General features: G+C 59.0%; 23 protein-coding genes and 1 pseudogene. 12 read left to right on the top strand and 12 right to left on the bottom strand.

What is annotated here, in order from left to right:
- Window positions 1-37 precede the first annotated feature (37 nt).
- The 3 genes from gatC (at window position 38) to hemE (ending at window position 2368) form a co-directional block, all read left to right on the top strand.
- Complete coding sequence (gene gatC / locus OP500_RS03915; protein ID WP_238747758.1) at window positions 38-328, top strand: Asp-tRNA(Asn)/Glu-tRNA(Gln) amidotransferase subunit GatC; 291 nt, start codon at window positions 38-40, stop codon at window positions 326-328.
- Between the two features lie 97 nt (window positions 329-425).
- Window positions 426-1235, top strand: a complete 810-nt coding sequence (locus OP500_RS03910) for a class I SAM-dependent methyltransferase (protein WP_238747756.1) — start codon at window positions 426-428, stop codon at window positions 1233-1235.
- A gap of 68 nt (window positions 1236-1303) precedes the next feature.
- Window positions 1304-2368 (top strand): uroporphyrinogen decarboxylase, encoded by a 1065-nt coding sequence (gene hemE / locus OP500_RS03905; protein ID WP_238747754.1) that lies wholly within the window; start codon window positions 1304-1306, stop codon window positions 2366-2368.
- A 144-nt stretch (window positions 2369-2512) separates the two neighbouring features.
- Here the strand turns inward: hemE and OP500_RS03900 are convergent, their stop codons facing one another.
- Window positions 2513-4915, bottom strand: coding sequence for a FepA family TonB-dependent siderophore receptor (locus OP500_RS03900; RefSeq protein WP_238747753.1), 2403 nt, complete (start codon window positions 4913-4915; stop codon window positions 2513-2515).
- 252 nt (window positions 4916-5167) lie between these two features.
- Between OP500_RS03900 and OP500_RS03895 the strand changes: the two genes are divergently transcribed.
- The 5 genes from OP500_RS03895 to OP500_RS03875 all read left to right on the top strand — a co-directional run bounded on the left by OP500_RS03895 (window position 5168) and on the right by OP500_RS03875 (window position 9738).
- A complete protein-coding gene (locus OP500_RS03895; protein ID WP_238747751.1) occupies window positions 5168-5320 on the top strand; it encodes a hypothetical protein in 153 nt (50 codons plus the stop codon).
- A gap of 373 nt (window positions 5321-5693) precedes the next feature.
- Complete coding sequence (locus OP500_RS03890) at window positions 5694-6686, top strand: FecCD family ABC transporter permease (RefSeq protein WP_274070227.1); 993 nt, start codon at window positions 5694-5696, stop codon at window positions 6684-6686.
- A gap of 220 nt (window positions 6687-6906) precedes the next feature.
- The gene (locus OP500_RS03885) at window positions 6907-7710 is read left to right on the top strand and encodes an ABC transporter ATP-binding protein (RefSeq protein WP_274070226.1); all 804 of its coding nucleotides are present in this window, start codon (window positions 6907-6909) and stop codon (window positions 7708-7710) included.
- Between the two features lie 101 nt (window positions 7711-7811).
- Window positions 7812-8450 carry a class I SAM-dependent methyltransferase gene (locus tag OP500_RS03880; protein ID WP_274070225.1) on the top strand — a complete coding sequence of 213 codons (639 nt, stop codon included), beginning with the start codon at window positions 7812-7814 and terminating at the stop codon, window positions 8448-8450.
- 262 nt (window positions 8451-8712) lie between these two features.
- Window positions 8713-9738, top strand: coding sequence for an ABC transporter substrate-binding protein (locus OP500_RS03875; protein ID WP_274070224.1), 1026 nt, complete (start codon window positions 8713-8715; stop codon window positions 9736-9738).
- A gap of 221 nt (window positions 9739-9959) precedes the next feature.
- On the opposite strand, the gene OP500_RS03870 is transcribed toward OP500_RS03875, so the two are convergent.
- The 11 genes and pseudogenes from OP500_RS03870 to OP500_RS03820 form a co-directional block, all read right to left on the bottom strand.
- Window positions 9960-10388, bottom strand: coding sequence for a TOBE domain-containing protein (locus OP500_RS03870; protein WP_238747743.1), 429 nt, complete (start codon window positions 10386-10388; stop codon window positions 9960-9962).
- Window positions 10389-10556: 168 nt separating this feature from the next.
- Entirely contained in the window at window positions 10557-11165 is a 609-nt protein-coding gene (gene mobA, locus OP500_RS03865) for a molybdenum cofactor guanylyltransferase (RefSeq protein ID WP_255778571.1), read from the bottom strand.
- Between the two features lie 213 nt (window positions 11166-11378).
- Window positions 11379-11744 carry an ankyrin repeat domain-containing protein gene (locus OP500_RS03860; RefSeq protein WP_274070300.1) on the bottom strand — a complete coding sequence of 122 codons (366 nt, stop codon included), beginning with the start codon at window positions 11742-11744 and terminating at the stop codon, window positions 11379-11381.
- Between the two features lie 9 nt (window positions 11745-11753).
- Window positions 11754-12167 (bottom strand): annotated as a pseudogene (locus OP500_RS03855) (YegJ family protein); the annotation flags it as partial.
- A 62-nt stretch (window positions 12168-12229) separates the two neighbouring features.
- Window positions 12230-12754, bottom strand: a complete 525-nt coding sequence (gene moaB / locus OP500_RS03850) for a molybdenum cofactor biosynthesis protein B (protein ID WP_238747737.1) — start codon at window positions 12752-12754, stop codon at window positions 12230-12232.
- 3 nt (window positions 12755-12757) lie between these two features.
- A complete protein-coding gene (gene moaA / locus OP500_RS03845; RefSeq protein WP_238747735.1) occupies window positions 12758-13744 on the bottom strand; it encodes a GTP 3',8-cyclase MoaA in 987 nt (328 codons plus the stop codon).
- A 213-nt stretch (window positions 13745-13957) separates the two neighbouring features.
- Window positions 13958-14656, bottom strand: coding sequence for an aspartate/glutamate racemase family protein (locus OP500_RS03840; RefSeq protein WP_238747733.1), 699 nt, complete (start codon window positions 14654-14656; stop codon window positions 13958-13960).
- A gap of 216 nt (window positions 14657-14872) precedes the next feature.
- Complete coding sequence (locus OP500_RS03835) at window positions 14873-16102, bottom strand: molybdopterin molybdotransferase MoeA (protein ID WP_238747731.1); 1230 nt, start codon at window positions 16100-16102, stop codon at window positions 14873-14875.
- A 523-nt stretch (window positions 16103-16625) separates the two neighbouring features.
- Window positions 16626-18008, bottom strand: coding sequence for an MFS transporter (locus OP500_RS03830; RefSeq protein ID WP_238747729.1), 1383 nt, complete (start codon window positions 18006-18008; stop codon window positions 16626-16628).
- A gap of 139 nt (window positions 18009-18147) precedes the next feature.
- A complete protein-coding gene (locus OP500_RS03825; RefSeq protein ID WP_274070223.1) occupies window positions 18148-19395 on the bottom strand; it encodes an MFS transporter in 1248 nt (415 codons plus the stop codon).
- A 365-nt stretch (window positions 19396-19760) separates the two neighbouring features.
- On the bottom strand, window positions 19761-20975 hold the full coding sequence (locus tag OP500_RS03820) for a LysM peptidoglycan-binding domain-containing protein (protein WP_407659230.1): 1215 nt from the start codon (window positions 20973-20975) through the stop codon (window positions 19761-19763).
- Window positions 20976-21209: 234 nt separating this feature from the next.
- Here OP500_RS03820 and def point away from each other — a divergent pair, with 234 nt between their 5' ends.
- From def to OP500_RS03800, 4 genes are all read left to right on the top strand, one after another.
- Window positions 21210-21722: a peptide deformylase gene (gene def / locus OP500_RS03815; RefSeq protein ID WP_238747724.1), complete on the top strand. Its 513-nt coding sequence runs from the start codon at window positions 21210-21212 to the stop codon at window positions 21720-21722.
- Window positions 21723-21822: 100 nt separating this feature from the next.
- Window positions 21823-22749 carry a methionyl-tRNA formyltransferase gene (gene fmt, locus OP500_RS03810; RefSeq protein ID WP_274070222.1) on the top strand — a complete coding sequence of 309 codons (927 nt, stop codon included), beginning with the start codon at window positions 21823-21825 and terminating at the stop codon, window positions 22747-22749.
- Between the two features lie 76 nt (window positions 22750-22825).
- Window positions 22826-24091, top strand: coding sequence for a 16S rRNA (cytosine(967)-C(5))-methyltransferase RsmB (rsmB, locus tag OP500_RS03805; protein ID WP_238747720.1), 1266 nt, complete (start codon window positions 22826-22828; stop codon window positions 24089-24091).
- On the top strand, window positions 24048-24713 hold the full coding sequence (locus OP500_RS03800) for a DUF4390 domain-containing protein (RefSeq protein WP_238747718.1): 666 nt from the start codon (window positions 24048-24050) through the stop codon (window positions 24711-24713). Before rsmB ends, OP500_RS03800 begins: the two co-directional genes overlap by 44 nt.
- Window positions 24714-24740 lie beyond the last annotated feature (27 nt).

Here is a 24740-nt window from a genome sequence, read left to right as displayed (position 1 = left end):
TCCCCGATTTGCTAAACGAAATTTAAAGGATTTAACCATGCCGCTGAGCATCGCCGATGTTGAAAAAATCGCCCGTCTTGCCCGTCTGACGCTGAGCGAAGAAGAAAAAATCCAATCGGTTAAGGAATTGGACAAACTGTTTGCCACCGTAGAAGCGATGCAGGCAGTAAATACCGACGGCATCGAGCCGATGACCCACCCGCACGAGCTGGCGCTGCGCCTGCGCTCGGACGAAGTGACCGAAAGCGACCACGCCGCCGAATACCAGGCCTGCGCGCCCGAAGTGCGCAACCGCCTGTACGTTGTGCCGCAAGTTATCGAAGAATAAAGCGGCAAAGGCAGCCTGAAAGCCGGCAACGGCGTTTTCAGGCTGCCTTTTCCCTATCCCCGCCTTTTTCAGGCTGCCTGCCGAAAGCCGTTTTGCCATGAACCCGATCCGCCGCGTCCTGCCCGAAACCGATTTTGCCGAACACTACCGGCGCCATATGCGGCGCGTCGGCTACCGCCCCAAGCCCAGCAGCGAGTGGGACGCCAAAGCTCCCGCGCTCAACCGCCGCGAAGGCGGCGAGAGCCGCTACATCCGCGCCCTGCTCGCTGCCATCGACTGGCCGCAAAACGGCACCCTGCTCGATGTCGGCTGCGGCACCGGCGCGCTTGCCCTTGCCGCCGCCGGCCGCTGCCGCCACGTTTATTGCCTGGACTACAGCCCGGTGATGCTGCAAACGCTGGAACAAAACGCCCGCGCCGCCGGCATCGCCAATTACAGCACTTTTCTGCTCGACAAAAACGCCGACTGGCCGCAGGTGCCGCACTGCGATACCGTTGTCTGCTCGCGCGCCGGTTTGGATCACGACTTGGCCGCGCTGTTTGCCAAGCTCTCGAAGCACGCCGCCAAGCAGGTTTATTTCAGCCAAATCGTCGGCGGCCGTTTCGATCTGCCGGAAATCTCCGCCCTGCTCGGCCGCGACCGCGAAGCCTTCCCCGACTACATACTCTCCGCCAATATACTGTACGAAATGGGCTACGACCCCGAAATCCGCTTTATCCGCAGTGAAGGCCGCTGGGCGCACTGCGAAAGCTGGCAGGATTTTCAGGCTGCCGCCACCGCCCAATACGGCAGCCTGAACGACGGCGAAACCGCCGCCCTGCACGACTGGTACCAAAACAACCATCACCGTCTCACCCCCGACTACTGCGGCATGAAATGGGCGCTGCTGTCGTGGCAGACCGCCTGAACCCGCCTTTTTTCAGGCTGCCCCAAGCAGCCTGAACAGCCAAACCGACCCACACGGAAACCCGAATAATGGACACCCTGCAAAACGACACCTATCTGCGCGCCCTGCTGCGCCAGCCCACCGACTACACGCCGGTTTGGATGATGCGCCAGGCCGGCCGCTATCTGCCCGAATACCGCGCCAGCCGCGCGCGCGCCGGCAGTTTTCTCGATTTGTGCAAAAACACCGAGCTGGCCACCGAAGTAACCCTGCAGCCCTTGGATCGCTTCGACTTGGACGCCGCCATCCTGTTTTCCGACATCCTGACCGTGCCCGACGCCATGGGCTTGGGGTTGTATTTTGCCGAAGGCGAAGGGCCTAAGTTTGAAAAACCGCTGCAGCACGAAACCGACATCGCCGCGCTGGCGGTGCCCGATATGGACAAGCTGCGCTATGTGTTTGACGCCGTCGCCTCCATCCGCCGTGCGCTCAACGGCCGCGTGCCGCTGATCGGCTTTTCCGGCAGCCCGTTTACCCTGGCCTGCTATATGGTCGAAGGCAGCGGCAGCAAAGAATGGCGCACCCTCAAAACCATGATGTACGCCCGTCCCGAGCTCTTGCACCGTATTCTCGACATCACCGCCCAAGCCGTTGCCGACTACCTCAACACCCAAATCGAACACGGCGCGCAGGCGGTACAGATTTTCGACACTTGGGGCGGCACCCTTAGCCCTGCCGCCTTTGAAGAATTCAGTCTCGCCTATATGCGCCGCATCGTCGGCAGCCTGAAACGCGAACACCAAGGCCGCCGCGTGCCGGTGGTGCTGTTTACCAAAGGTGGCGGCCTGTGGCTCGAACAGATGGCCGACGCCGGCGCCGACGCGCTGGGCTTGGACTGGACTTGCGACATCGGCAGCGCCCGAAGCCGCGTCGGCAGCCGCGTGGCGCTGCAGGGCAATCTCGACCCCGCCGCACTCTACGGCTCGCCCGAATCCATCCGCGCCGAAACCGCGCGCATTCTCGAATCCTACGGCAAAGGCAGCGGCCACGTTTTCAACCTCGGCCACGGCATCAGCCAGTTCGCCGACCCCGAACACGCCAAAGTGCTGGTCGATGCTGTGCACGAACTCTCCCGCCCCTACCATCAGGCCTAAACTGCGGATAAAGGTTCTCAGGCTGCTTTGCCGATAAGACCAGCAGCCTGAAAAGTTTTGGGCTCGGCAAAAAGCAGCCTGAAAATGCGAAAAAGCAGCCTGAAAGGTTTTCAGGCTGCTTTGCTTTCTGCAAAACAAACTACATCAGAACGAATAACGCATGCTCATATAGTAGCTGCGGCGGCGTTCGTTGTAGGTGCGGGCGGTGCCGGCGGTGCGCAGGACGGTTTTGTCGAACAGGTTGTTCACGCCTGCACGCAGGCTGATGGTATCTTTCCAGTTGTAGCCGATGTTGAACCCGAACACACCGTAGCTGCCTAATTCGTGCTCTTTCAGCTTGCTGCCGCCGTCTTCGTAGTACACGTCGATGAAGCGGATGGGCCGGGAGCCGGTTTTTTGACGGCCGTAGCGGGTGTACGTGGCGTTTAAGTCCCATTCGGGAGTGATTTGCCAGTTCAGTGTGCTGTTGATGGTGTATTTGGGCACAATCGATACGGGGTTGCCGTAGAACTTCTCTTCGTTACGCTGGAAATAAGTGAAGTTGGTGCTGAAGTTCAGTTTGTCGCGGATCAGCGGCAGGGTTAAGTTGCCTTCAAAGCCAGCGAGTACAGCCTTGCCACGGTTGCCCCATTGGTACACGTTGGTGGCGGTGTAGTTGCGCCAAATGTTGATGCCCGCGCGGTTGTTTGTGCGGCGTACATCGCGATCATAGCCGCCGGTGGGGGCGTCGATGGTGGTAATGAATTCACCGTTATCGATAATGCGGTTGCGGTAGTCGTTGTGAAAATAGGCCAGTGAGGCGATATAACCGTCTTTGTTGAACTCGAAACCGATTTCTTTGTTGATACTGGTTTCGGGTTTGATATTTTTATTGCCGACAAAGTAGCAGGCGCGGCCCCAGTCGAAGCCGCCAGGACGGTTGTTGAGATAGGGATCGGTCGGCCTCTGGTCGTTGCCCGCCCCGGTACCGCCGGTGGCGCTGTTATTTTGCGCATTTGGGTTGTCCCAGCGGTTGTGTTCGTCGATCGGACAGCCGTGGCTGGCATTGGTCAGCATGTAGTTGGGCTGGGTTTGGTATAAGTTGGGCGCTTTGAAGGCGCGGGCGATGCCGCCTTTGATCCGCCAGCTGTCGTTCAGGGCGTGGGAGAAGTTGAACGAGGGGGAGAAGGTGGAGCCGAAGGCGGTGTTGTAGTCCCAGCGCAGGCCAGGGATCAGGAAGGTGCGGCCTTGGTTGAGGGAAATATTGTCTTCCACATAGATGGCAAAATCATTCTGACTGCCTTTGCCGCTACGGCCGGTGCTGGCAAGCCACGGGATATTGCCGTAGGTTTGCATGGTTTGCTTCATGGAGGCGGAATCGTCGAGCACGGAGCGGCCGCCTTCCGCACCCACGGTGAGGGTGTGGCGACCCAAAGGCAAATCGGCACGGCTGCCGAAGCGGTAGTTTTTCAGGATACTGTCGGAAAAGCCGGTGGTGCTGTTGTAGGCACCCTCGGTGCTGCCAAGCAGGCCTTCTGGCAGGCGGCTGTTTACGGTTTTGTCGAAGCTGATGTAGCTTTCCAAATCACCCCATTCCCAGTTGCCGTTGTGAGTCAGGGTGTAGCTTTGGCGGTAGAGGCGGGCAGTTTCCGAGCCGATAAGCGGAAAGGCAACGTTGCGTACGGCAGGAACGAGTACGTTACTGCTTTGGGTGTCGCCGTTGTAGATATTGCCTTGGCGGCTGTAGGCGGCATCGAAAGTGAGGCGTTGGGTGGGGCTGATGTCCCATTGCAGGCGGCCGGCGATGTCGCGGTTGCGCACGCCTTCGCGGCCGGCGCTAAGGGCAGTGCCGGTGTTTACGCTGTTGTTGATGTCGAAATCATCGGGGCTGGTTTTGTTGAGGTTGCCGTAGAGGCGGAAGCCAAGTGTGTTTTTTACGACGGGGCCGGACACGATGAAGTTGGCACGGCGGGTGGCGCCTTGATCTGTGCCGCTCTGCGGTTGTTCGATATAAGTGCCCACGCTGCCGTGGAATTCGCGGGTGATGGGTTTGGTGCGGATGTTTACCACGCCACCCATCGCGCCGGAGCCGTAGCGGGCAGCGGCAGGGCCGCGCAACACTTCGATTTTTTCAATCATTTCGGGCGGTACCCAGTTGGAGTCACCGCGCGTGTTGCGCACGCCGCCGCGGCCGTAGCGTTCGGCATTGCGCGAGCGCACGGGTTTGCCGTCGATCAGAATCAGTGTGTTTTCCGGGCCCATGGCGCGGATGTCGATTTGGCGTTTGTTGCCGCGTGTGCCACCGGGCGAGTTGGTGCTGAGAGTAACGCCCGGCATTTTGCTGACGATTTCGGAGATGTCGTTGCTAACGGGCATCTTCTGCAAGTCCTGCGCGGTAATCACCGACGAGCCCAGCTGCTGCTTGGCCTGGCGTTCGGCGGTAACGTGGACGGTCTGCAATTCGCCGTTGTCGGCGGCTTCGGCATTATCATCGGTGTCGGCAGCGGCGCCGGTGGCAATCAGCAGCAGGGCGCTGAGCACATTGAGTTTGAACAAAGCGGGTTTCATGATTTGAGGCTTCCTGTGTAAGATTATGATTTGTCGCTTGAATTTTTGGTTTTCGGCTACGGCTGGAAAAAAGGTGCGAAATTGTAAGGTTTTGTTTGCGTATTGATATAGAACGTAAGGACTAATCCTTTCGACCAATCACAATCCGCCGCGCTTTATGGTCGAATCGCGCCCTTTTTGATTTTTCGTTTTCAGGCAGCCTGAAAAGGGAAAAACCGCCAGCCTTGCACCCAAAGCAGCCTGAAAGCGCAAATGCCGTCATTAGCTTCGCAAGTCCGCTACGCTACCCCCGCGCAGGCGGGAATCTTGTTTGAAGACAAACGACCGACGGTTTCCCAAACCATGCCCAAGCTCCGGCAAGATTCCCGCCTGCGCGGGAATGACGGAACAAATGGGGCAGCCTGAAAAGTCGGTTACGGGTATCCGACCTACGCAAACTGCCTTTTCAGACGGCATAAAAGGCTGTCTGAAACGGCTAATCCGACAGCAATCAAACTCCCTCCCCTGCGCCCGCGCGGGGGCGGGTTGGGGAGGGGGTGGCGGTTCGCAGAACCGCTTTGGCTGCGGAACCACAAACGTTTGTCCAGCCGCAAGCGCCCCCACCCTAGCCCTCCCCCGCAAGCGGGAGAGGGAACGCTGTTACCCGCCATGTTTCAGACGGCCTTTTCAGGCTGCCTGAAAGCACAAGGCAGCCTGAAACCCGCCAAACCCGCCCGCCATCCGAACCATAAAAAAGCAGCCTGAAACCCCGTTTAGGCTGCCTGTGCCACCGTTTCCTATGTCCCGCATTCCCTACCCCGTCCTGCTCGCCCTGACCGCCGCCGCGCTTGCTGCCGCCGCCGTGTTTTCCCTGTCGTGGGGGCGCTATCCCGTGCCGCTCGATGCCGTGTGGCAGACCCTGAGCGGCCACAACGCCGACGAAACCTACCAAAACATCATCTTCAACCTGCGCCTGCCGCGCATTGCCGCCGCGATGCTGGTGGGTATGGCGCTGTCGCTGGCGGGCGCGGTGTATCAGGGCATTTTCCGCAACCCGCTGGTGTCGCCCGATTTGCTCGGCGTATCCTCCGGCGCGTGCGTCGGCGCGGCGGCGGCGGTAATTGCCGGCGGCGGCATGCTTGCCATGCAGGGCGCGGCTTTCGGCGGCGGCATGCTGGCGGTGGCCTTGACCCTGACCCTGCCGCGCCTGATCGGCCGCGACTCGGCGGTGGTGCTGGTGCTCGCGGGCATTGTCGTGTCCGGTTTTATGGGCGCAACGCTCGGCGTGGTCAAATATCTGGCCGACCCCGAAACCGAGCTGGCCGAAATCGTCTATTGGCAGATGGGCAGCCTGGCCAAGGCGCAAACCGAGCAACTGGTGTGGCTTGTGCCGGTGATGCTGCTGCCCGCGCTGCTGTTGCTGCTGATGCGCTGGCGGATTAACGTGCTGTCGCTGGGCGAGCGCGAAGCACGGCTGGTGGGCGCCGACACCCGCAAAGAGCGGCTGCTGATGATTGTCTGCGCCACGCTGCTCACCGCCTCGGCCGTGTGCATCAGCGGCACCATCGGCTGGCTTGGTCTGGTCGTACCGCATCTGGCGCGGATGCTCGTGGGCGACAACAACCTGCGCAGCCTGCCGCTGTCGCTGCTGGTCGGCGCGCTGTTTCTGCTGTTGGCCGACACGCTGGCGCGCAACCTTTATACGCAGGAAATCCCGCTGGGCATCCTTACCGGCTTTATCGGCGCCCCGTTTTTCGCCTGGGTGCTGGTGCGGCAGAAACCGGCGGATTAGGCCGTCTGAAACAGTTAATTCAGCAGCAATCAAGCTCCCTCTCCTGCGCCCGCGCGGGGGAGGGCTGGGGAGGGGGTGGCATTTCGCAGAAATGCTTTGGCTGTCGAACCGCAAACGTTTATCCAGCCGCAAACACCCCCACCCTAACCCTCCCCCGCAAGCGGGAGAGGGAAAAAGAAACCATCTGCCCCAAAGCAGCCTGAAAACCAACACCCGAAAAATGCTCCAAATCCAAAACCTTCACTACGCCTACCGCAGCCGCGCCGTACTCCAAGGCGTGAATCTCGAGCTGCCTGCCGGCACGCTGCTCTCGCTGCTCGGGCGCAACGGCGCGGGCAAATCCACCCTGCTCAACTGCATTAGCGGCCTGTTCAAACCGCAGCAGGGGCGCGCGCTGCTCAACGGGCGCGATACCGCCGATCTTAACCCGCGCGAAACCGCCCGCAGCATCGCCTACGTTTCGCAAAATGCCCCGCAAACCTACCGCTACACCGTACTCGATTACGTATTGCTCGGCCGCGCCGCCCGCCTACCGCTGTATGCCAAGCCCGCCGAAGCCGATTACGCCGTGGCCGAAGCCGCGCTGGAGAAACTGGGCATCGCCCGTTTGGCGCAAAAAATCTACATGGAAACCAGCGGCGGCGAAAAACAGCTCGCCAACATCGCCCGCGCCCTGGCCCAAGAGCCGCGAGTGATTCTGTTTGACGAACCCACTTCCGCCCTTGACTACGGCAACGCCGCCGCCATCCTCAGCCTGATGGCCGATTTGGCCGAAGCGGGCTACACCGTAGTCAATACCACCCACAACCCCGAACACCCGCTGCTGCTGCACGGCCGCCACCCGCAAAGCCAAACCGCGCTGCTGTTGGCCGACGGCACCGTGCAAAGCGGCAACACCGCCGACATCCTGACCCAAGACGCGCTGCAGTCGCTCTACCAAACCGACCTGCGCCTGCTCGACATCCCCGGCTGGAGCCGCCGCGTCTGCGCCCTCGCACCGCTGCCGCCGAAAACGGGACAATAAAGGTTTTCAGGCTGCCTTCCAGACGGCATAAAGGCAGCCTGAAAAGGCCGTCTGAAAAACCTTTCAGGCTGCCGCCGAAACCATCCGGGAAGGAGAGAGCCATGCCCCAAACCGAACGCCAAGCCTTTTGGAACCAACGTTATCAAACCGACGATTATGCCTACGGCACCAGCCCCAACGTTTTTTTCAAAGAACAGCTCGACAAACTGTCCGCAGGCAGCATCCTGTTGCCCGCCGACGGCGAAGGCCGCAACGGCGTGTACGCCGCCGAACGCGGCTGGCAGGTTAGCGCCTTCGATTTGAGCCGCGAAGGGAAACGCAAAGCCGAAGCCCTGGCTGCCCAACGCGGCGTGCCCCTGCGCTACCTTGTCGGCACGCTGGACGACACCGGTTTTCAGGCTGCCTCCTTTGACGTGCTGGCACTGATATTCGCCCACTTTCCCGCAGAGCAAAAATCCGCGCTGCACCGCCGCCTGCTGAACCTCGTCAAACCCGGCGGCACGGTTATCCTCGAACTGTTCGCCAAAACCCATTTTGCCTTGGCAAGGCAAAATCCCGCGCTTGGCGGCCCCCAAAGTCCCGACATGATGTCTTCTGCCGATGAAATCCGCCGCGACTTTTCAGGCTGCGATATCCTGCTGCTGGAAGAAACCCAAACCGAACTGCACGAAGGCCGTTACCACAACGGCCTCAGCAGCGTCGTTCGCTTTGTCGGCCGCAAAATGTGCGAAGCAGCCTGAAAAGTCGGATACAAGTATCCGATCTACGCAAAACTACCTTTTCAGACGGCATCAAAGGCCGTCTGAAACAGTCAATCCGACAGCCACCAAACTCCCTCTCCTGCGCCCGCGCGGGGGAGGGTTGGGGAGGGGGTGGCATTTCACAGAAATGCCTGCACCGCGAACTGTTCAGAAGCTGTAACCGCCCCCTCCCTAGCCCTCCCCCGCAAGCGGGAGAGGGAACAAAAAACCATCCCCGCAACCCCAAACAAGGAAACCCGCCATGTTCCGATTCCCCGCAAAAACCCTGGCCGCCGCCCTGCTCGGTGCGGCACTGCTGTTTAACCCCGCCGATGCCCGCAGCGTGCGCGACATCAAAGGCAACGCTGTCGAAATCCCCGACCAGGTCAACCGCATCGCCGATTTGTGGCCGGCCAACAACCAAGTCGTGCTGCTGTTGGGCGGCGCGGACAAACTCGTCGGCACGGTCGAAGCCATCCACAAGCGCCCGTGGTTTGCCAAAGTCTATCCGCGCATCAAACAAGTGCCCGCGCTTAGCAACGGCTCGAGCGTGCAGAGCGAATCGCTGCTTGCTGCCCGCCCCGATGTGGTGCTGCTTTCCCAGCCGTCCATGCAGCAGCAGGTGAAACAGGCCGGGCTGAAAACCGTGCTGGTCAATTTCCAAACTTATGACGGCCTGAAAAAAACCGTCAGCATCACCGCCGACGTCATCGGCGGCAAAGCGCCGCAGATTGCCAAGCAGTACAACGCCGAGCTGGACGCCAATATCCGCCTGGTTTCCGAGCGCACCAAAGCCATCCCCGCCGCGCAAAAACCGCTGGTGCTGCACATTTCCGACGGCAGCAACCTGCGCAAAATCGACGGCGGCCGCTCCATCGTCGGCGACTGGATACGCATCGCCGGCGGCCGCACCGCCCTGCCGGACACCGCCAACCTGGCCGAAGTGCCGATGGAGGAAATCGTCAAAGCCAACCCCGACATCGTCATCATCGGCGGCCGCAATGCCGCGCAGGCCATCGCCAAAATCCGCAAAGACCCGTCCTGGCAGAGCATTAAGGCGGTGAAAAACAACCGTCTGCACGCCAACCCGGGCGGCACTTTCGGCTGGGACCGCTACAGCGCCGAAGGCGCGCTGCAAGTGTTGTGGGCGGGCAAACTGCTCCACCCCGAGCGCTTCCGCGACCTTGACCTGGCCGCCAAAACCCAGGCGTTTTACCAAAAATACTATCGCTACAATCTGAGCAAGGGCGACGCGCAAAGGATTGTGGACGGTTTGGATCCGCAGTAGTCCGTTCGGGCAAAAGGTTTTCAGGCTGCTTTTCCGTGCAGGAAGGCAGCCTGAAACTTTTGCCAAACCCGCAGACTGCTCCAAGCGGCACCATTCCCGCGCAGGCGGGAATGACGTTGCTTAGGGGGGCGCAATCAGCGTGTTGGCAAACTCAAAAATAAAAAAGGCCGTCTGAACCCGCAATCTGGTTCAGACGGCCTTTTCTTTTCAGATAAACCGCTTTACGCCGGTACGCCCAAAATCACGCTGCCGGCTTTGAACAGCGCGGTGGCGGTTTGGCCGACCTGCAGTTCGAGACCGTCGGAGCTTTCGATGGTGATGCCGGCGATGATGAAGACGCCGCTGCCGAGATCGATTTCCACCAAGGAATACACTGCGCCGCGGCTGATGTTGCTGATGGTGCCGGTCAGTCGGTTGCGGGCGGAGAGTTTGATGTGGGCGGCATCGGTGGCAATGATGACGCTGGTGGATTTAATCAGGGCGACGACGGGTTTGCCTTCTTTGAGTTCGAGATATTCGCGGCTGTCGCAGGTGATGGTTGCGGCCAGTTCCTGGCCGCCATTCAGGGCAACGATGACTTCGTCGTTGACCGCGCCGTGTTTGATGGCTTTGACAGTGCCGACCAATTGGTTGCGCGCGCTGGTTTTCATGTGGAGTCCTTTATCAGTATTTATATGAAATTATTGAAAAATATTTTACTTGAAACGGTCTTGGCGCCGCCTTGGCAAAAACGGGCACCATCTTAGCCGAAGTGTGATTTTTTGTAAATTTGACCGAAAGAATTAGGGTCTATTTCAGCCCAAACGGCGGCGGCGCTTTCAGGCTGCCTGTTGCGCCTGCCACGCAGCCAGCGCGGCGGCAAATTCGGCAGGGGTGTTGAAATTGGCGTAGGGCTGCCACGCCTCGGGCATGGCGGTATCACGGGCTTGGATTTGCGCCACCCAGCGCATCACGCGGCGGCTGCCGCTGTCGAGATAGGCGGCAAGGCCGTCTGAAAGGCACGACGGCCAGTAGGCCAAGAGCGGATAAGCGGTTTCGGGCGAGCGCAGCATCAATACGGTATCGCAATCGGGTGCGCCCGCAGCGTTCAGACGGCCGATCATCGCTTCGGGCTTAATCAAAGTATCGCAGGTCATCACAAAAATGCCCGCCAAACCCTGCCGCTGCGCTTGTTGCAGCGCCGACAACACGGCCGACAGCGGCCCTTGTTTGTCGGGCAAGGCATCGGGCAGGCGCACGGCGCGGGCAGGCGCGGGCAAACCGCTGCCGTCGTCGGCCAGCCACAGCGGGCGCTTGGGCGCGGTGTGCGCGGCAAGATAATCGAGCAGCGTGCCGCCTGCTACGGGCAACAGGGCTTTGGGGCTGCCCATGCGGCTGCTTTGGCCGCCGCAAAGGATAAGGAGCGGGAGTGGTTCGGTGTCGGGCATGGTGTGCGGGGCGGGATCAGACGGCCTTTAGCCATGCTGTTTCACCGTGTGCTGGGGTCGGAGAAGATTCCCGCCTGCGCGGGAATGACGGTGTTTAAGGTTTCAGGCTGCTTTGCGGCCGTCTGAAAAAGCAGCCTGAAAGCCGGTAGCTTGGGTCGGGATCCAACGGTTTTTGAAGCATACGGGATGTTGGGTTCGACAACCCAAGCTGCCTTACTGATTCAAAATATTCGCCAGCTGCGGCCAGCCGATTTCTTTGGCGTAATCGGCCGCGGTGTTGCCGCGCGCGTCGCGCAGCCGGGGATTGGCGCCCATCTCCAGCAGCACGCGCACGCTCTGTGCATTACCGGCGATGGCGGCGTGGTGCAGCATGGTTTGGCCGTTTTCATCGGCTTCATTGGCCGCTGCGGGATGTTTGTCCAAATAATCGCGCAGGCCGGGGGACATATTGATGTCGGCCGGATGCTGCTCAAGGTATTCGGGATGCTCTTCCTGACCGATGGCCAGCAGCACGTTTTGGCCGTCGCCGAAATCCAGCCCACAGGCTTCATCATGGGCACGGCGCTCTTGCTCGTCCATCTGCGCGCGCAGCGCCTGTATGCCGAAACCGCCGCAGGTTTTTTTACCGTAGGCCAGCAGCCAGTCGGTAATTTCGCGGTAGGGCAGATCGGTAATGCGCTCGCCTTTCCGAACGATGGTAAGAATATTCGGCTGGTTGATTAAGGTGCCGCTGATATTGACGCCGTCAAAGTAAATATCGTCCAGCTACATGTATTCGGTTTCGATAACTCCCTTGATTTCCTGAGAAAACGGAGCTTTTACTGCAGCATGGCTGAGCCCTTTGACGATACGGCGCTGTTCCCAGTAATACTCACGCCAGAAATATTTGAATGTCTCACGTGCTTTTTCGGCTGCCTGCCGAATTTGCTCGTTGTCTTCCCGAACGAAAGATACCGGTTCGGCAGCACGTTTTTTGCCGAAAAGTTTGTCGAAAAATCCCAATTTTTCTCTCCTTTGGTGTAAACGGTTTTCAGGCTGCTTTGGCAACAGGCCGTCTGAAAATCTCAGGCTTTATCCCACGCATTAAACACGCGTGTGAAGCCGCAGCTGTTGATGCGGGGGTCGAGTTGGGGGGCGATGACTTGTTCCCAGGCGGTGCGGCAGGCACCGGGGGAGCCGGGCAGGCAGAAGATCAGGGTGCGGTTGGCGATGCCGGCGGTTGCGCGGGATTGGATGGTGGACAGGCCGATTTCCTGCATGGAAACGGCGCGGAACACTTCGCCGAAACCGGGAATGCTGCGGTCGAACAGGATTTCTACCGCGTCGGGGGTGATGTCGCGCTCAAACATGCCGGTGCCGCCGGTGATGAGCAATACTTCGACGGCGGGGTCGGCGATGGCGGCGGATGCGGCGGCGCGGATGTCGTATTTTTCGTCGCGGCAGATTTGGCGGCCTTGCAAAATGTGGCCTGCGCCTTGCAGGGCTTCGGCCAGATAGTCGCCGCTTTTGTCGTCGGCGGCTTTGCGGGTGTCGCTGGCGGTGAGGATGCGGATGTTTAAAGGGCGGAATTCGGGTGCGGCTTTGTGCATGGTTTAGCCTCCGGTCATGGACAGGTTGGTAATCAGGCCGACTTTTTTGTCGTGCAGGTAATGGTGTTCGGGTTTTTGGGCGACGGTTTCGTAAAGATAGCGTTGCAGGCCGTCTGAATCTTGGTTTTTCAGATAGTCGCGCAAATCGTAGGCGATGCCGCCGAACAGGCACAGGTGCATTTTGCCTTGGGCGGTCACGCGCAGGCGGTTGCAGCTTTTGCAAAAGTCTTCGCTGTAGGGGGCGATAAAGCCGATGCTGCCGGCAAAATCGCGGTGGAAGTATTCGCGCGCGGGGCCGGCATGCGGCAGGCGCGGCATAAGCTGCCAGCCCTGCTCTTGCAGGCCGCGTTCGATTTTGGCGGCGGAAAGGTGCTGGCTGTTGAAGAAACCGAGGTTGTCGCCGGTTTGCATCAGCTCGATAAAGCGCAGGGTTACGGGGCGGTGTTTAACAAAATCGAGCGCGTCGGCCAGGGTGCGTTCGGCGTAGCGGCGCAGCAGCAGAGTGTTGATTTTGATGCCGTAAAAACCGCTCTCGAGAATGGCGTCAAGGTCGCGCAGGATGTTGCTGCACTCGCGTTTGCCGGTAATTTCGTAAAACACTTCGGGGTCGAAGCTGTCGATGCTGATGTTGAGTTTGTCGAGGCCGGCCGCGCGGTAGGCGGGAAAGAGTTTGCCAAGTCTAAATGCATTGGTAGTCAGGGCGACGTTTTCGATTTCGGGCGCGGCTTTGCAGGCGGCGATGATGTCGGCCAAATCGCGGCGCAGGGTCGGCTCACCGCCGGTGATGCGGATTTTGCGCGTGCCGCAGCGGGCAAAGGTGTTGACCAGCGTTTCGATTTCGGCAAGCGACATTTCGTCGGGCTTGGCCTTGCCCTGGTAGCCGTCGGGCAGGCAGTAGGTGCAGCGGTAGTTGCACAGGTCGGTAACGGACAGGCGCAAATAGCTCAGACGACGGTTGAAGGGGTCGGTAAGCGGGGCGGTGTTGTTCATGGCGTGTCTCGGGGGTGTGCGGGTGGGGTGGTTTGGGGTTTTCAGGCTGCTTTTTTTGTTTTTCAGACGGCCTTTGGCGGCTTTCAGGCTGCCTTTATGTGTTTGGCAACTGTGTGCGTGGCAATGACGGCATTTAAGGTTTCAGGCTGCTTTTCAGACGGCCTTTTGCCGTTTTGCAAACGGCTGTCGGATACAGGTATCCGACCTACGGTTTCAGGCTGCCTGCGCCAAGGCCGAGTCCACGGCCGCGAGCGCGTGGATGGCGGTGCTGTCGAACACGGGCAGCGGGCTGCTTTCTTCGTTTGCGATCAGGCAGATTTCGGTGCAGCCGAGTATCACGCCTTGTGCGCCCGCGTCTTTCAGACGGCCTATCGCGTTGTGGAAATACGCCGCCGACTCGCTCTTGATTTGGTTCAGGCACAGTTCTTCAAAAATAATGCGGTGGATTTCGTCTTGTTCCGCGCCGCCCGGCACCAGGGTTTGCACGCCCTGCGCGGCCATGCGTTCGGTGTAGAAGCCGTCGCTCATGGTAAAGCGGGTGCCGAGCAGGCCGACGGTGTCCAAGCCTTGCCGTTTGACTGCGGCGGCGGTGGCATCGACGATGTGCAGCAGCGGAATCTTGACGGCGGCTTCGATGGCGGGGGCGACTTTGTGCATGGTGTTGGTGGCCAAGAGCAGCAGATCCGCGCCTGCGGTTTCGAGTTTGGCCGCGCTTGCCGCCAGCACGCGGCCTGCCGCTGCCCAGTCGCCGCTTTTTTGCAGCCGGACGATTTCTTCAAAATCGACGCTGTGCATCACGATGTCCGCGCTGCGGTTGCCGCCGAGCCTGCGATTGGTTTCGCGGTTGATGGCCTGATAGTACAGCACGGTGCTTTCGGGGCTCATGCCGCCGATGATGCCGATGGTTTTCATGGTTTTCCTTTGTCTTGCGTCGCCGTTGCGGGCAGCGGTTTCGGGGTTTCAGGCTGCCTTTTGCCGCCTTGCGGGCGGCTGTCGGATACGGGTATCCGGCCTACGGGTTTCAGACGGCCTTTCTGATTTTTCAGGCTGCCCTGCCCTGTTTGGCAAAGGCAGCCTGAAACTGCGGGGCGTATTGTACCCTGCCCTGCCCCCATGCTTATAAATTCCTTATAAAAACGCGTCGGCAAAGGGCTGCACGGTTACGCTTTCGCCTGCTTCAAGCGAGCCGCTTTCGGCGGGGATGACCAGATAGGCGTTGGCGCGGGAGACTTGCAGGATGCGGTGCGAATCCTGGCTGCCGCAGGGGCGGGCGTGCCATGTGCCGTCGGCTTGGCGCTCGATGATGCCGCGCTGGATGTCCATGCGGCTGTGGTTTTTGGTAACGGGTTCGCTCAATACGGCGTTAAAGCGCAGCGGTTGGGGAATATCGGCCGCGCCGCAAATCTGCCACAGCGCGGCTTTAAGGAAGATGTCGAAGCCGACAAAGCCGGAAACGGGGTTGCCCGGCATTCCGAAAAACCAGGTTTTCATCATGCGGCCGAAGACGAAGGGTTTGCCGGGTTTGAGGGCGACTTTGTAGTGGTGGACGCTACCGACGCGCTCGACGGCGGTACGCATGAAGTCGTAGTCGCCTACGGATACGCCGCCGGTGGTGATGAGTACGTCGGCGGTGCGGATGACTTCGTCGAAGACGTGCAGGATGTCTTCCAAATCGTCGCCGACTTGTTTGAAGTCGATGATTTCGACGGGCAGGCGGGCGAGGCGGGCGGCGAGCATGGCGCGGTTGCTGTCGTAGATTTGGTCGTCGCGGCCGGTATCGGGTTCGCCGGGTTCTAAAAGTTCGTTGCCGCTGGAGAGCAGGGCGACGCGGATTTTGCGGTGTACGGGCACTTCGCCGTAACCGAGCGCGGCCAGGAGCATGATGTCGGCTTCGCGCAGGATGCGTCCGGCGGTAAGCACGGTGTCGCCGGCGGCGATTTCTTCGCCTTTGCGGCGGATGTTTGCGCCTTCGGACACGTCTTTTGCCAATGTGATGCGGCCATCTGAAAGGCTGACGTTTTCTTGAATAATGACGGTGTTGCAGTCGTCGGGAACAACCGCGCCGGTCATAATCCGCACGCACGCGCCTTTTAGCAGGCAGCCTGAAAAGGCTTGTCCGGCCACGGATTCGCCCACCACTGCCCACTCGCTGCCTGCGTTTGCAGCCGATTGCAGGGCGTAGCCGTCCATCGCCGAGATGTCGGCGGGGGGGATGTTGACGGCGGAGACGATGTCTTGGGCAAGAACGCGGCCGACGGCGGCGGCCACGTGCACGGTTTCGGTTTCGAGCGGCTGGGGATGGTCGGCGATTTTGTCGCGAATCAGGGTTTGCAGTTCGTGAACGGGGGTGAGTGCCATTGGGGTGTTCCTTTTGCGGTTTTGTGGCGGGTTTGGGGTCTCAGACTGCTTTGTGGCGGTTTAGGCCGTCTAAAAAGCTGGTTAGGCAGCCTGAAAGCAAAAACACAGGTAGGGCGTGCGGGGCATCGTGAATTAGGGGCTGTTGACATTTGGTATTGCGGCAGCTTTTTCGCCGTAAAACGGCATCTGCCACGTTGAAAACACTCGCCAATGGGCAGCATTGGCTCGCGTTTTCGCCTTGCATCTGCCGCTTTCCGACAAAAAATCCGCTTCGCAAACCAATTGTCAACAGCCCCCTAGGAGCAACCGTTGGGCAACGGCGATGCGCTTGGCCGCACGCCCTACTTGTGCTTTCGTGCGGGTGGGTTTGGGGTTTCAAACGGCCTTTCAGGCTGCTTGGTTGAGCTTGGGCGGCGTAAGACCGTCTGAACAGTCTGCCGCTTGATTCCCTCCCCCGCAAGCGGGAGAGGGAGTTCATAGCAGCCTGAAAATATCGCAACGGTTTTTCAGTCTGCCTTGTCCGTCAGCACTTGGTTTCGGCATTTTTGCGCAGGTAGTACCACCAGTTAATCGCAGCGCAGACGACGTACAGGCCGATAAACAGGTACAGGGCGGCATTGACGCTGTCGGTCATTTTGATGGAGAGGCCGTAGCTGGTGGGAATGAAAAAGCCGCCAAAGCCGGCAAACGCGGCGGTAAAGCCGACGACGGCGGCCGATTCGCGCAGCGCGTCGCGGCCTGCGGTGTCGTGGTCGGTGTGGCCTGCTTCGGCGCGGTTTTTGTGGAAAATGCTGAAAATGGCGGGCATCTGCATAAAGGTCGAGCCGTTGCCCAAACCGGCCAGTCCGAACAGCACCATAAAGCAGGAGAAAAAGCCCCAGAAGCTGCCGCCGTTGCCCTTTGCGTCGGGCAGGAAGGAGAGTACGCCGACGGTGCCTGCGATCATGCCGACGAAGACGATATTGGTGATAAACGCGCCGCCGAGTTTGTCGGCCACCCAGCCGCCGATGGGGCGCATCACCGCGCCGATGAGCGGCCCCCAGAAAATGTATTTAATCAGAATGATGTGCGGAAACAGGGTTTGGGCCAGCTGCGGAAAGCCTGCGGAAAAGCCGAGAAACGAGCCGAAAGTGCCCAAATACAAGACGCACATCAGCCAGGTGTGTTTGCGCTTGAAAATGCTGGCTTGGTCTTTGAAACTGGCTTTGGCGCAGGCCAAATCGTCCATGCCGAACCATGCGGCCAGCGCGGAGGCGAGAATAACCGGCACCCACACAAAACCCGCGTTTTGCAGCCAGATTTGGCTGGTGCCGGTTTCGTCGGTAAAGGTTTGCGGCTCGCCGCCCAAGCTGCCCAGCAGGCCGCCGGCAATCACGATGGGCACGACAAACTGCACCGCCGATACGCCCAAGTTGCCCAAGCCCGCATTCAAGCCCAGCGCCGTGCCTTTTTCCGAGCGCGGGTAGAAAAAGCTGATGTTGGCCATGCTCGATGAAAAGTTGCCGCCGCCAAAGCCGCACAACAGCGCGAGCACAATCATGGTGGCGTAGCTGGTGGAAGTATCCTGCACGGCCATGCCGATGCCGATGGCGGGCAGCAGCAGGCTGGCGGTGGAAATCGCCGTCCAACGGCGGCCGCCGAAAATCGGCACCATAAACGAATACACGGCACGCAATACCGAGCCGGACAGCGCAGGCACGGCGGTCAGCCAGAAAAGCTGGTTTTTGGTGAACTGAAAGCCGATACCGTTGAGCCGCAGGGTGGTTACGCTCCACACCTGCCACATGGCAAAGGCCAGAAACAGCGCGGGAATGGAAATCAGCAGGTTGCGTTTGGCGATTTTTTTGCCGGTAGACTGCCAGAACTGCGGGTCTTCCGGCCGCCAGTCTTGGATGGGTTGGGACATGGGTTGCTCCTCAATGGGTTGGATTTTTGGTTTCAGGCAGCCTGAAACAACGGCAGTTTGAAAAACGGTAATAAGCCGTCTGAAAGTACATCAGGCAGCCTGAAAACCGTTTTTGGGGTTTTCAGGCTGCCTGTTTGTGCTACTGCCCGCGGTTGGGCTTAAACGAAAAGTGCATCCACACCAGCGACACGCATACGGTGCCATAAAGCAGCATAAAGGCGGTCGAGCGGATGCCGGTGTAATCGAGCAGAAAGCCGAACATGCTCGGCAGCAGGAAACCGCCCATGCCGCCGGCCAAGCCGACAATGCCGGATACCGCGCCGATGTTGTCGGGGTAGTCGTTGGCGACGAATTTGAATACTGAAGCCTTGCCCACCGCCATCGCAATACCGGCGGCAAACATCAAAACGGTAAACACCACCACGTTCAAACTGATATGGAAAGACTTGGCGCCCTGCGTGGTGCTGATCACAAAATCGGTCGGCGGATAAGAGAGAATAAAGAAACACACCCACAGCACCCACATCACATACCAAGTTACCTTATAGGCGCCGTATTTGTCGGACAGCCATCCGCCCAAAGCCCGCAGCACACCGCCGGGCAGGGAAAAGCAGGCGGCCAGACGCGCGGCGGTGGTGAGTGACATGCCGTATTCGCCTTCGTAATAGTGCGTCATCCACAAAGCTAGGCCGACATAGCCGCCGAACACCACAGAGTAATACTGGCTGTAGCGCAAAACGCCGGGGTCTTTAAGCAAGGCTAGCTGCTGCTTCAGACTGACTTTGGAATCGGTCAGATGCTTGGGATCGTGGTAGCTGGTAAACCAAAACATAACGGCGGTTGCCAGCATAATCGCGGCATAGACATTGGGCACGATTTTCCACGCAGCGGCGGCCGCACCTGCCGCTGCCGCCCATGCGATTAACTGCGGCGCAATCAGCTTGGTGAGCGCGCTACCGGCATTGCCGGCGCCGAAAACGCCCATTGCCAAGCCCTGCTGTTCTTTGGGAAACCAGCGGGCAACATAGGGCGTACCCACCGAAAACGCACCGCCGGCCAAGCCCATAATCAGCCCGATGGTGAGAAACTGCCAATACTCAGTGGCATACTGCATCAGGAAAATAAACGGCACGCTGGCGAGCATCAGCACAAACATCACAATGCGGCCGCCGTACTTGTCGGTAAGAATCCCCAGCGGCACGCGCACCAGCGAGCCGGAGAGCACGGGAATGGCGGTGAGCAGGCCAAACTGGGCTTCGGTCAAACCCAGTTGCGCTTTAATCGGAATGCCGACCACCGCGAACATCATCCAAATCATGAAACATACGGTGAACGACACCGTACTGGACACCAATACCGAATAGCGTTTGTAAGCTGGAGATTTCATTTTCGTCCTTCTTGAGACCTGAAGTTATCCTGTAGAAAAACAAGCTTATTTATCTTGAAAATGCCCGCCGTTTCAGGGTTTCACCCCTGTGCCGCGGACAATGCCATTCTTAAGCAGCCGCCCGAAAAAAAACAGTTGCCCTAATACGGAAACCACCCTATCCGAAAGGAGTAGTCGGAACTATTCTTTAGTATTTGCGAACCATTAGCACTTTTCATCAGTTTTCAGGCTGCCTGAAACGGCAAAACGCCTGCATTGGGCAGGCGTGAAACGGAGTAATGAAAAAGGTTTTTAACTTTCAAAATATTAAACATGCAAAAAGCAGCCTGAAAAGTTTTCAGGCTGCTTTTTTGTTTCCGGCAGGTTTAGTTGCGGATCATGTTTTCCTTACCCACATTGCTGGGGCCAAAGGTTTCAAGATCGCGGCCGGGTTCTGCCAGCAGGTCTTCTTTGCTTACATTGGTAATGCTTTCCAAAATAATCGCCGAAGATACGTGGGGGCCGGCACGATAAATCATTGCCAAACCAATTTCCTGATTAGGCGTATTCACATAACGGCCTTTTTTATCTTCGCCGTCACGCGGACGCCATTCGGATTTGAGCAGTTTGCCGCGTTTGTAAATACCCAGCACGGTGCCTTTGTTCAAACCGTCGGCGGTACCGCGGTTCAGGATAAGGGTCTGCATGGTGCCGCTTTCGGAAACACCGTCCATGATTTCTACGATACGGGCATTAACCGGACGATCCGGAGCGTGCGGCATCATGTTGAACGCAGTATCGAAATCGCTGTTTTTCTTCAGCAGGTAATCACCCTTGCGGATTTCGGAAACCGCATTGTCCAGCAGCATGGCTTGGGCGGTGTGGGCGGTTACGCTTTTCGCGCGTTTGCCGTCTTGACGCTCTTCCAATGAAACTTCATAGGCGCTTTGATCAGCCAAAACCTGATCGCGACCGGCAACGGTATAGGCTTCGCCGCTGAATTCGATCAGTTTGCCCAAATTGCGGCCGTTTTCCGGGTCAATCAAATCTTTGCCCATACGGAAAACCAAATATTTACCGGGTTCTTTCACACCATCGGCATAGATACGGTCGCCGTTGGTGTACATCACGCGGCTGTCAGGGCCGCCCACCAAGCGCGGCAGATGGGTGGCCTGCTCGGCGCTCAGGAATTGGGGGTGTTTCATAAACAGGCGGTAGAAATCGACATTAATGGTCTGAATACCGTAGCCTGCGCTCAGCTCGCGCATTCTCGGGCTGAGTTTGATGGTGGGAATACCGCCTTTTTTGCTCTTGCCGCGTTTAACGCCGAGCACCGGACGGCCGTTTACATAATAGAGCACCAACACCTGACCCGGATAAATCAGATGGGGATTGGCGATTTTCTTACGGTTTACATTCCACAAAGACGGCCATTTCCACGGATGGTAGAGATATTTGCCGGAAATGCCCCACAGGGTATCACCTTTTTTCACGGTATATTGCTTGGGCGCATTCGGCCGGATGCGCAGTTTTTCTGCCATTGCCGGAGTGGAAATTATCATGCCTGCCGCACAAAGCAGGGTTATAATAGGCTTTTGCATTCGCATCCCCTTGGTTAGGATTACATGTTTTAACGGATAGGCGAAATAATAGTGCATTTAACCGTGTTTCGGCTAGTATTGCGCTGCTTTCCGTAAAGGCAAATTGGTAAGTTTGCCACACTCTGTCCCCTTGCAACGTGTTTTCCCGCCCGCATTAGTGGTGCCGGATGCAACATTTCACTTAAATTTTTCACACGCACACATAGCATTTATCAATTGAAAGAAAAAAACAAAATGGCATTACTCCCGATTTTGGTCCACCCCGACGAGCGCCTGCACCAGGTTGCCAAGCCCGTTGCCGCGGTGGACGAGCGTATCCGCAAGCTGGCTGCGGACATGGCCGAAACCATGTATGAAGCACGCGGCATCGGTCTGGCGGCAACCCAGGTCAATATCCAAGAGCGCATTATCGTTATCGACCTTTCCGAAGAACATGATTCCCTATTGGTGCTGATCAATCCCGTTATCACCCACAAAGACGGCCAGACCACCTATGAAGAAGGCTGCCTGTCGGTGCCCGGCGTGTACGACACCGTTACCCGTGCCGAGAGTGTGCGCGTCGAATTTCTCGATTTGGCCGGCGACAAGCAGGCATTGGAAACCGACGGCCTGCTTGCCATCTGCATCCAGCACGAAATTGATCATTTGGACGGCAAACTCTTTGTCGAATACCTCTCGCCGATGAAGCAGACCCGCATCCGCACCAAAATGAAAAAACGCAAAAAAGAAATGAAGCAGGCAGCCTGAAAATACTGCCGCCGCTTCCTGCCGCTTTATCTTTTCACCCTTTCAGGCTGCCTTTGCGCTTATCAAGGCAGCCTGAAAACATAAAAACTGCCAAACGCTCATGAAGATTATTTTTGCCGGAACCCCCGATTTTGCCGCCGCCGCATTAAAACGCATTGTCCAAGCTGGTTTTGAAGTGCCGCTGGTGCTGACCCAGCCCGACCGTCCCAAAGGGCGCGGCATGGCACTGCAGCCCAGTCCGGTCAAGCAAACCGCGCTCGAGCTCGGGCTGAATGTAGAGCAGCCTGAAAAACTGCGCGGCAACAACGACGCGCTGGCGCACATCCGCAGCATCGGCGCCGACGCAATGGTGGTCGCCGCCTACGGCCTGATTCTGCCGCAAGCCGTGCTCGACGCGCCCAAGCACGGCTGTCTGAACATCCACGCCTCGCTGCTGCCGCGCTGGCGCGGTGCCGCCCCCATCCAGCGCGCCATCGAAGCGGGCGATGCCGAAACCGGCGTGTGCATTATGCAGATGGATGCCGGATTGGATACCGGTGCCGTCGTCAGCGAACACCGCTACGCCATCGGCGATAACGATACCGCGCAGGACGTTCACGACGCGCTGATGGAGTTGGGTGCCGCCGCCATCGTCGAAGACTTGCAGCGTCTGGCACACGAAGGCAGCCTGAAAGCCGTTGCGCAGCCTGAAAACGGCGTCAGCTACGCCGCCAAATTCGGCAAGGAAGACGCCCATCTCGACTGGAACCAAGACGCCGCACTATTGCTGCGCAAAATCCGCGCCTTCAATCCGGTGCCGGCGGCGTGGGTCGAATACCAGGGCAAGCCGCTGAAAATCTGGCGCGCGGAGCCGGCAAACGGCAGCGGCCGCGCCGGCAGCATTATCCAAGCCGACGCCGGCGGTATTACCGTGGCCTGCGGCAGCGGCGCGCTGCGGATTACCGAGCTTCAGGCTGCCGGCAGCCGCCGCATGGACGCCGCCGCCTTTCTCGCCGGCCATGCGCTTGGTGCCGGCTATATGCTGTAAGCCTGCCCTGCCGTTTTCAGGCTGCCTGAAAGCAGCTTGGCCTTATTGATTATTTGATTTCCAAGACCGCCCTACCATGTCCCTTTCCCAAGTTCAGAAACTGGCCGCGCAAACCGTTGTTGCCGTTGGCGAAGGCCGTAATCTTGCCGACGAATTGGCGGCGCTGCTGCGGGCGCATCCCGATTTGTCGCCGCAAGACAAAGGCATGCTGCAAGACCTTGCCTACGGCGTGCAGCGCTACGCAGGCAGCCTGAAATTTATGCTCGGCCGTATGCTGAACAGTCCGCTGTCTAATCCGCAGCTTGAAGCGCTGCTGCTGGTGGCGCTCTACCAGCTGGCCTACACCCGCAACGCACCGCACGCAGTGGTGAACGAAGCGGTGGCGCAAATCGCCCGCATCGGCCGCGGCCAATACCGCTCGCTCGCCAATGCGCTGCTGCGCCGCTTTTTGCGCGAGCAGGAAAAACTTCAGGCTGCTGCCCGCCGCGACGACACCGCCAAATACAATCTGCCCGCCTGGCTGTTGGCCTATCTGCAAAACCGCTATCCGAAGCACTGGCACAATATCGCCACCGCTTTCCAATCGCACCCGCCGCTGACCTTGCGCGTCAACCGCCGCCACAGCGATGCCGAAAGCTACCTGACCACCCTTCAGGCTGCCGGTTTGGACGGCAAAATCCTCGGCAGCCACAGCATCCGGCTCGATCAGGCGGTGCCGGTGGCGAAACTGCCGGGCTTTGCCGAAGGTGTGGTATCCGTGCAAGACTTCGGCGCCCAGCAGGCAGCGTTGATTTTGGACGTGCAAAACGGCGAACGCGTGCTCGATGCCTGCGCCGCACCGGGCGGCAAAAGCGGGCACATACTCGAATCGGCCGACTGCGAGCTGACCGCTATCGACATCGACCCGCAGCGTCTGCAGCGGGTAAAAGACAATCTCGATCGCCTCGGTTTCAAGGCCGAACTGCACTGCGCGCCAGCGCAGGATTTGGCCGCGTGGTATGATGGCCGCCCTTTCGATGCCGTATTGGCGGACATTCCCTGCACCGCCTCGGGCACCGTCAAACGCAATCCCGACATCAAATGGCTGCGCCGTCCCGCCGACGGCGTCAAGACCGCCCGCCAGCAAGCCGCACTGCTTGATGCGCTGTGGCAGACGGTCAAACCCGGGGGACGGATGCTGCTGGCAACCTGCTCGCTGTTTGAAGAAGAAAACCAAGAACAGTGCCGCCGCTTTCTCAGCCGCCACCCCGATGCCGAATCCGTAACCGAACAGCTTCTGCTGCCAAACGACAAACAAGATGGCTTTTATTACGCGCTTATCCGCAAACGGCCGCCGTTGTGAGCCGTATTCCCCTTTCAGGCTGCTTTTTCGCCTTAAAAGCAGCCTGAAAAGGCTGCCTGCGTGCGTGCTGGCGCTGGCACTGCTGGCGCTGCCGCTGGGTGCCGCGGCCGAAGGCATCAAGCCCACCCGCCGCGAAGCCGTGCTGACGGCCGACGGCCGCCTGAGCATCAGCAGCCGCTTCCAAACCGACCTGCCCGACCAGCTCAAAGACGCGCTGCAGCAGGGCGTGCCGCTTGAATTTCTACTCTCCTACCAGCTGGAAAAACCGACGCTGGCGGCCTACCGCTTTCGCGTTACCCAGCTGATCAGCAACGAAAACACCGTCGGCTACAAACTCTCCTACCACCCGCTCACCCGCCGCTACCGCATTACCGTCGGCACCTTTTCCACCGAATACAACAGCCTGCAGACCGCGCTCAAAGCCGTCGGCGCAATCGCCAACTGGAAAGTGCTCAACAAAGACGCGCTCAGCGATATCGAAGCCAACGAAATCAAAGCGCAAATCCGTCTCAACCTGAGCATGGGAAACCTGCCCAAACCCTTCCAAATCAACGCGCTGACTTCCAAAAGCTGGAATCTGGATTCCGGCTGGCAGACCCTGCAGGTAAAACCCCAGCACTAACCCGCCGCACGTCTCTCAGGCAGCCTG

Source organism: Kingella sp. SNUBH-2017, from assembly GCF_028680565.1.
GTDB classification, from domain to species: Bacteria; Pseudomonadota; Gammaproteobacteria; order Burkholderiales; family Neisseriaceae; genus Kingella_D; species Kingella_D pumchi.
Note: the sequence above shows the minus strand (reverse complement) of the source record. Positions and strands in the feature narration are given on the sequence as shown.

Bases quoted from the DNA above. Each gene is read 5' to 3' on its own strand.
- gatC (WP_238747758.1), top strand. From the start codon at position 38: ATGCCGCTGAGCATCGCCGATGTTGAAAAAATCGCCCGTCTTGCCCGT.
- OP500_RS03910 (WP_238747756.1), top strand. From the start codon at position 426: ATGAACCCGATCCGCCGCGTCCTGCCCGAAACCGATTTTGCCGAACAC.
- hemE (WP_238747754.1), top strand. From the start codon at position 1,304: ATGGACACCCTGCAAAACGACACCTATCTGCGCGCCCTGCTGCGCCAG.
- OP500_RS03900 (WP_238747753.1), bottom strand. From the start codon at position 4,915: ATGAAACCCGCTTTGTTCAAACTCAATGTGCTCAGCGCCCTGCTGCTG.
- OP500_RS03895 (WP_238747751.1), top strand. From the start codon at position 5,168: ATGCCGTCATTAGCTTCGCAAGTCCGCTACGCTACCCCCGCGCAGGCG.
- OP500_RS03890 (WP_274070227.1), top strand. From the start codon at position 5,694: ATGTCCCGCATTCCCTACCCCGTCCTGCTCGCCCTGACCGCCGCCGCG.
- OP500_RS03885 (WP_274070226.1), top strand. From the start codon at position 6,907: ATGCTCCAAATCCAAAACCTTCACTACGCCTACCGCAGCCGCGCCGTA.
- OP500_RS03880 (WP_274070225.1), top strand. From the start codon at position 7,812: ATGCCCCAAACCGAACGCCAAGCCTTTTGGAACCAACGTTATCAAACC.
- OP500_RS03875 (WP_274070224.1), top strand. From the start codon at position 8,713: ATGTTCCGATTCCCCGCAAAAACCCTGGCCGCCGCCCTGCTCGGTGCG.
- OP500_RS03870 (WP_238747743.1), bottom strand. From the start codon at position 10,388: ATGAAAACCAGCGCGCGCAACCAATTGGTCGGCACTGTCAAAGCCATC.
- mobA (WP_255778571.1), bottom strand. From the start codon at position 11,165: ATGCCCGACACCGAACCACTCCCGCTCCTTATCCTTTGCGGCGGCCAA.
- OP500_RS03860 (WP_274070300.1), bottom strand. From the start codon at position 11,744: ATGGACGAGCAAGAGCGCCGTGCCCATGATGAAGCCTGTGGGCTGGAT.
- moaB (WP_238747737.1), bottom strand. From the start codon at position 12,754: ATGCACAAAGCCGCACCCGAATTCCGCCCTTTAAACATCCGCATCCTC.
- moaA (WP_238747735.1), bottom strand. From the start codon at position 13,744: ATGAACAACACCGCCCCGCTTACCGACCCCTTCAACCGTCGTCTGAGC.
- OP500_RS03840 (WP_238747733.1), bottom strand. From the start codon at position 14,656: ATGAAAACCATCGGCATCATCGGCGGCATGAGCCCCGAAAGCACCGTG.
- OP500_RS03835 (WP_238747731.1), bottom strand. From the start codon at position 16,102: ATGGCACTCACCCCCGTTCACGAACTGCAAACCCTGATTCGCGACAAA.
- OP500_RS03830 (WP_238747729.1), bottom strand. From the start codon at position 18,008: ATGTCCCAACCCATCCAAGACTGGCGGCCGGAAGACCCGCAGTTCTGG.
- OP500_RS03825 (WP_274070223.1), bottom strand. From the start codon at position 19,395: ATGAAATCTCCAGCTTACAAACGCTATTCGGTATTGGTGTCCAGTACG.
- OP500_RS03820 (WP_407659230.1), bottom strand. From the start codon at position 20,975: ATGCAAAAGCCTATTATAACCCTGCTTTGTGCGGCAGGCATGATAATT.
- def (WP_238747724.1), top strand. From the start codon at position 21,210: ATGGCATTACTCCCGATTTTGGTCCACCCCGACGAGCGCCTGCACCAG.
- fmt (WP_274070222.1), top strand. From the start codon at position 21,823: ATGAAGATTATTTTTGCCGGAACCCCCGATTTTGCCGCCGCCGCATTA.
- rsmB (WP_238747720.1), top strand. From the start codon at position 22,826: ATGTCCCTTTCCCAAGTTCAGAAACTGGCCGCGCAAACCGTTGTTGCC.
- OP500_RS03800 (WP_238747718.1), top strand. From the start codon at position 24,048: ATGGCTTTTATTACGCGCTTATCCGCAAACGGCCGCCGTTGTGAGCCG.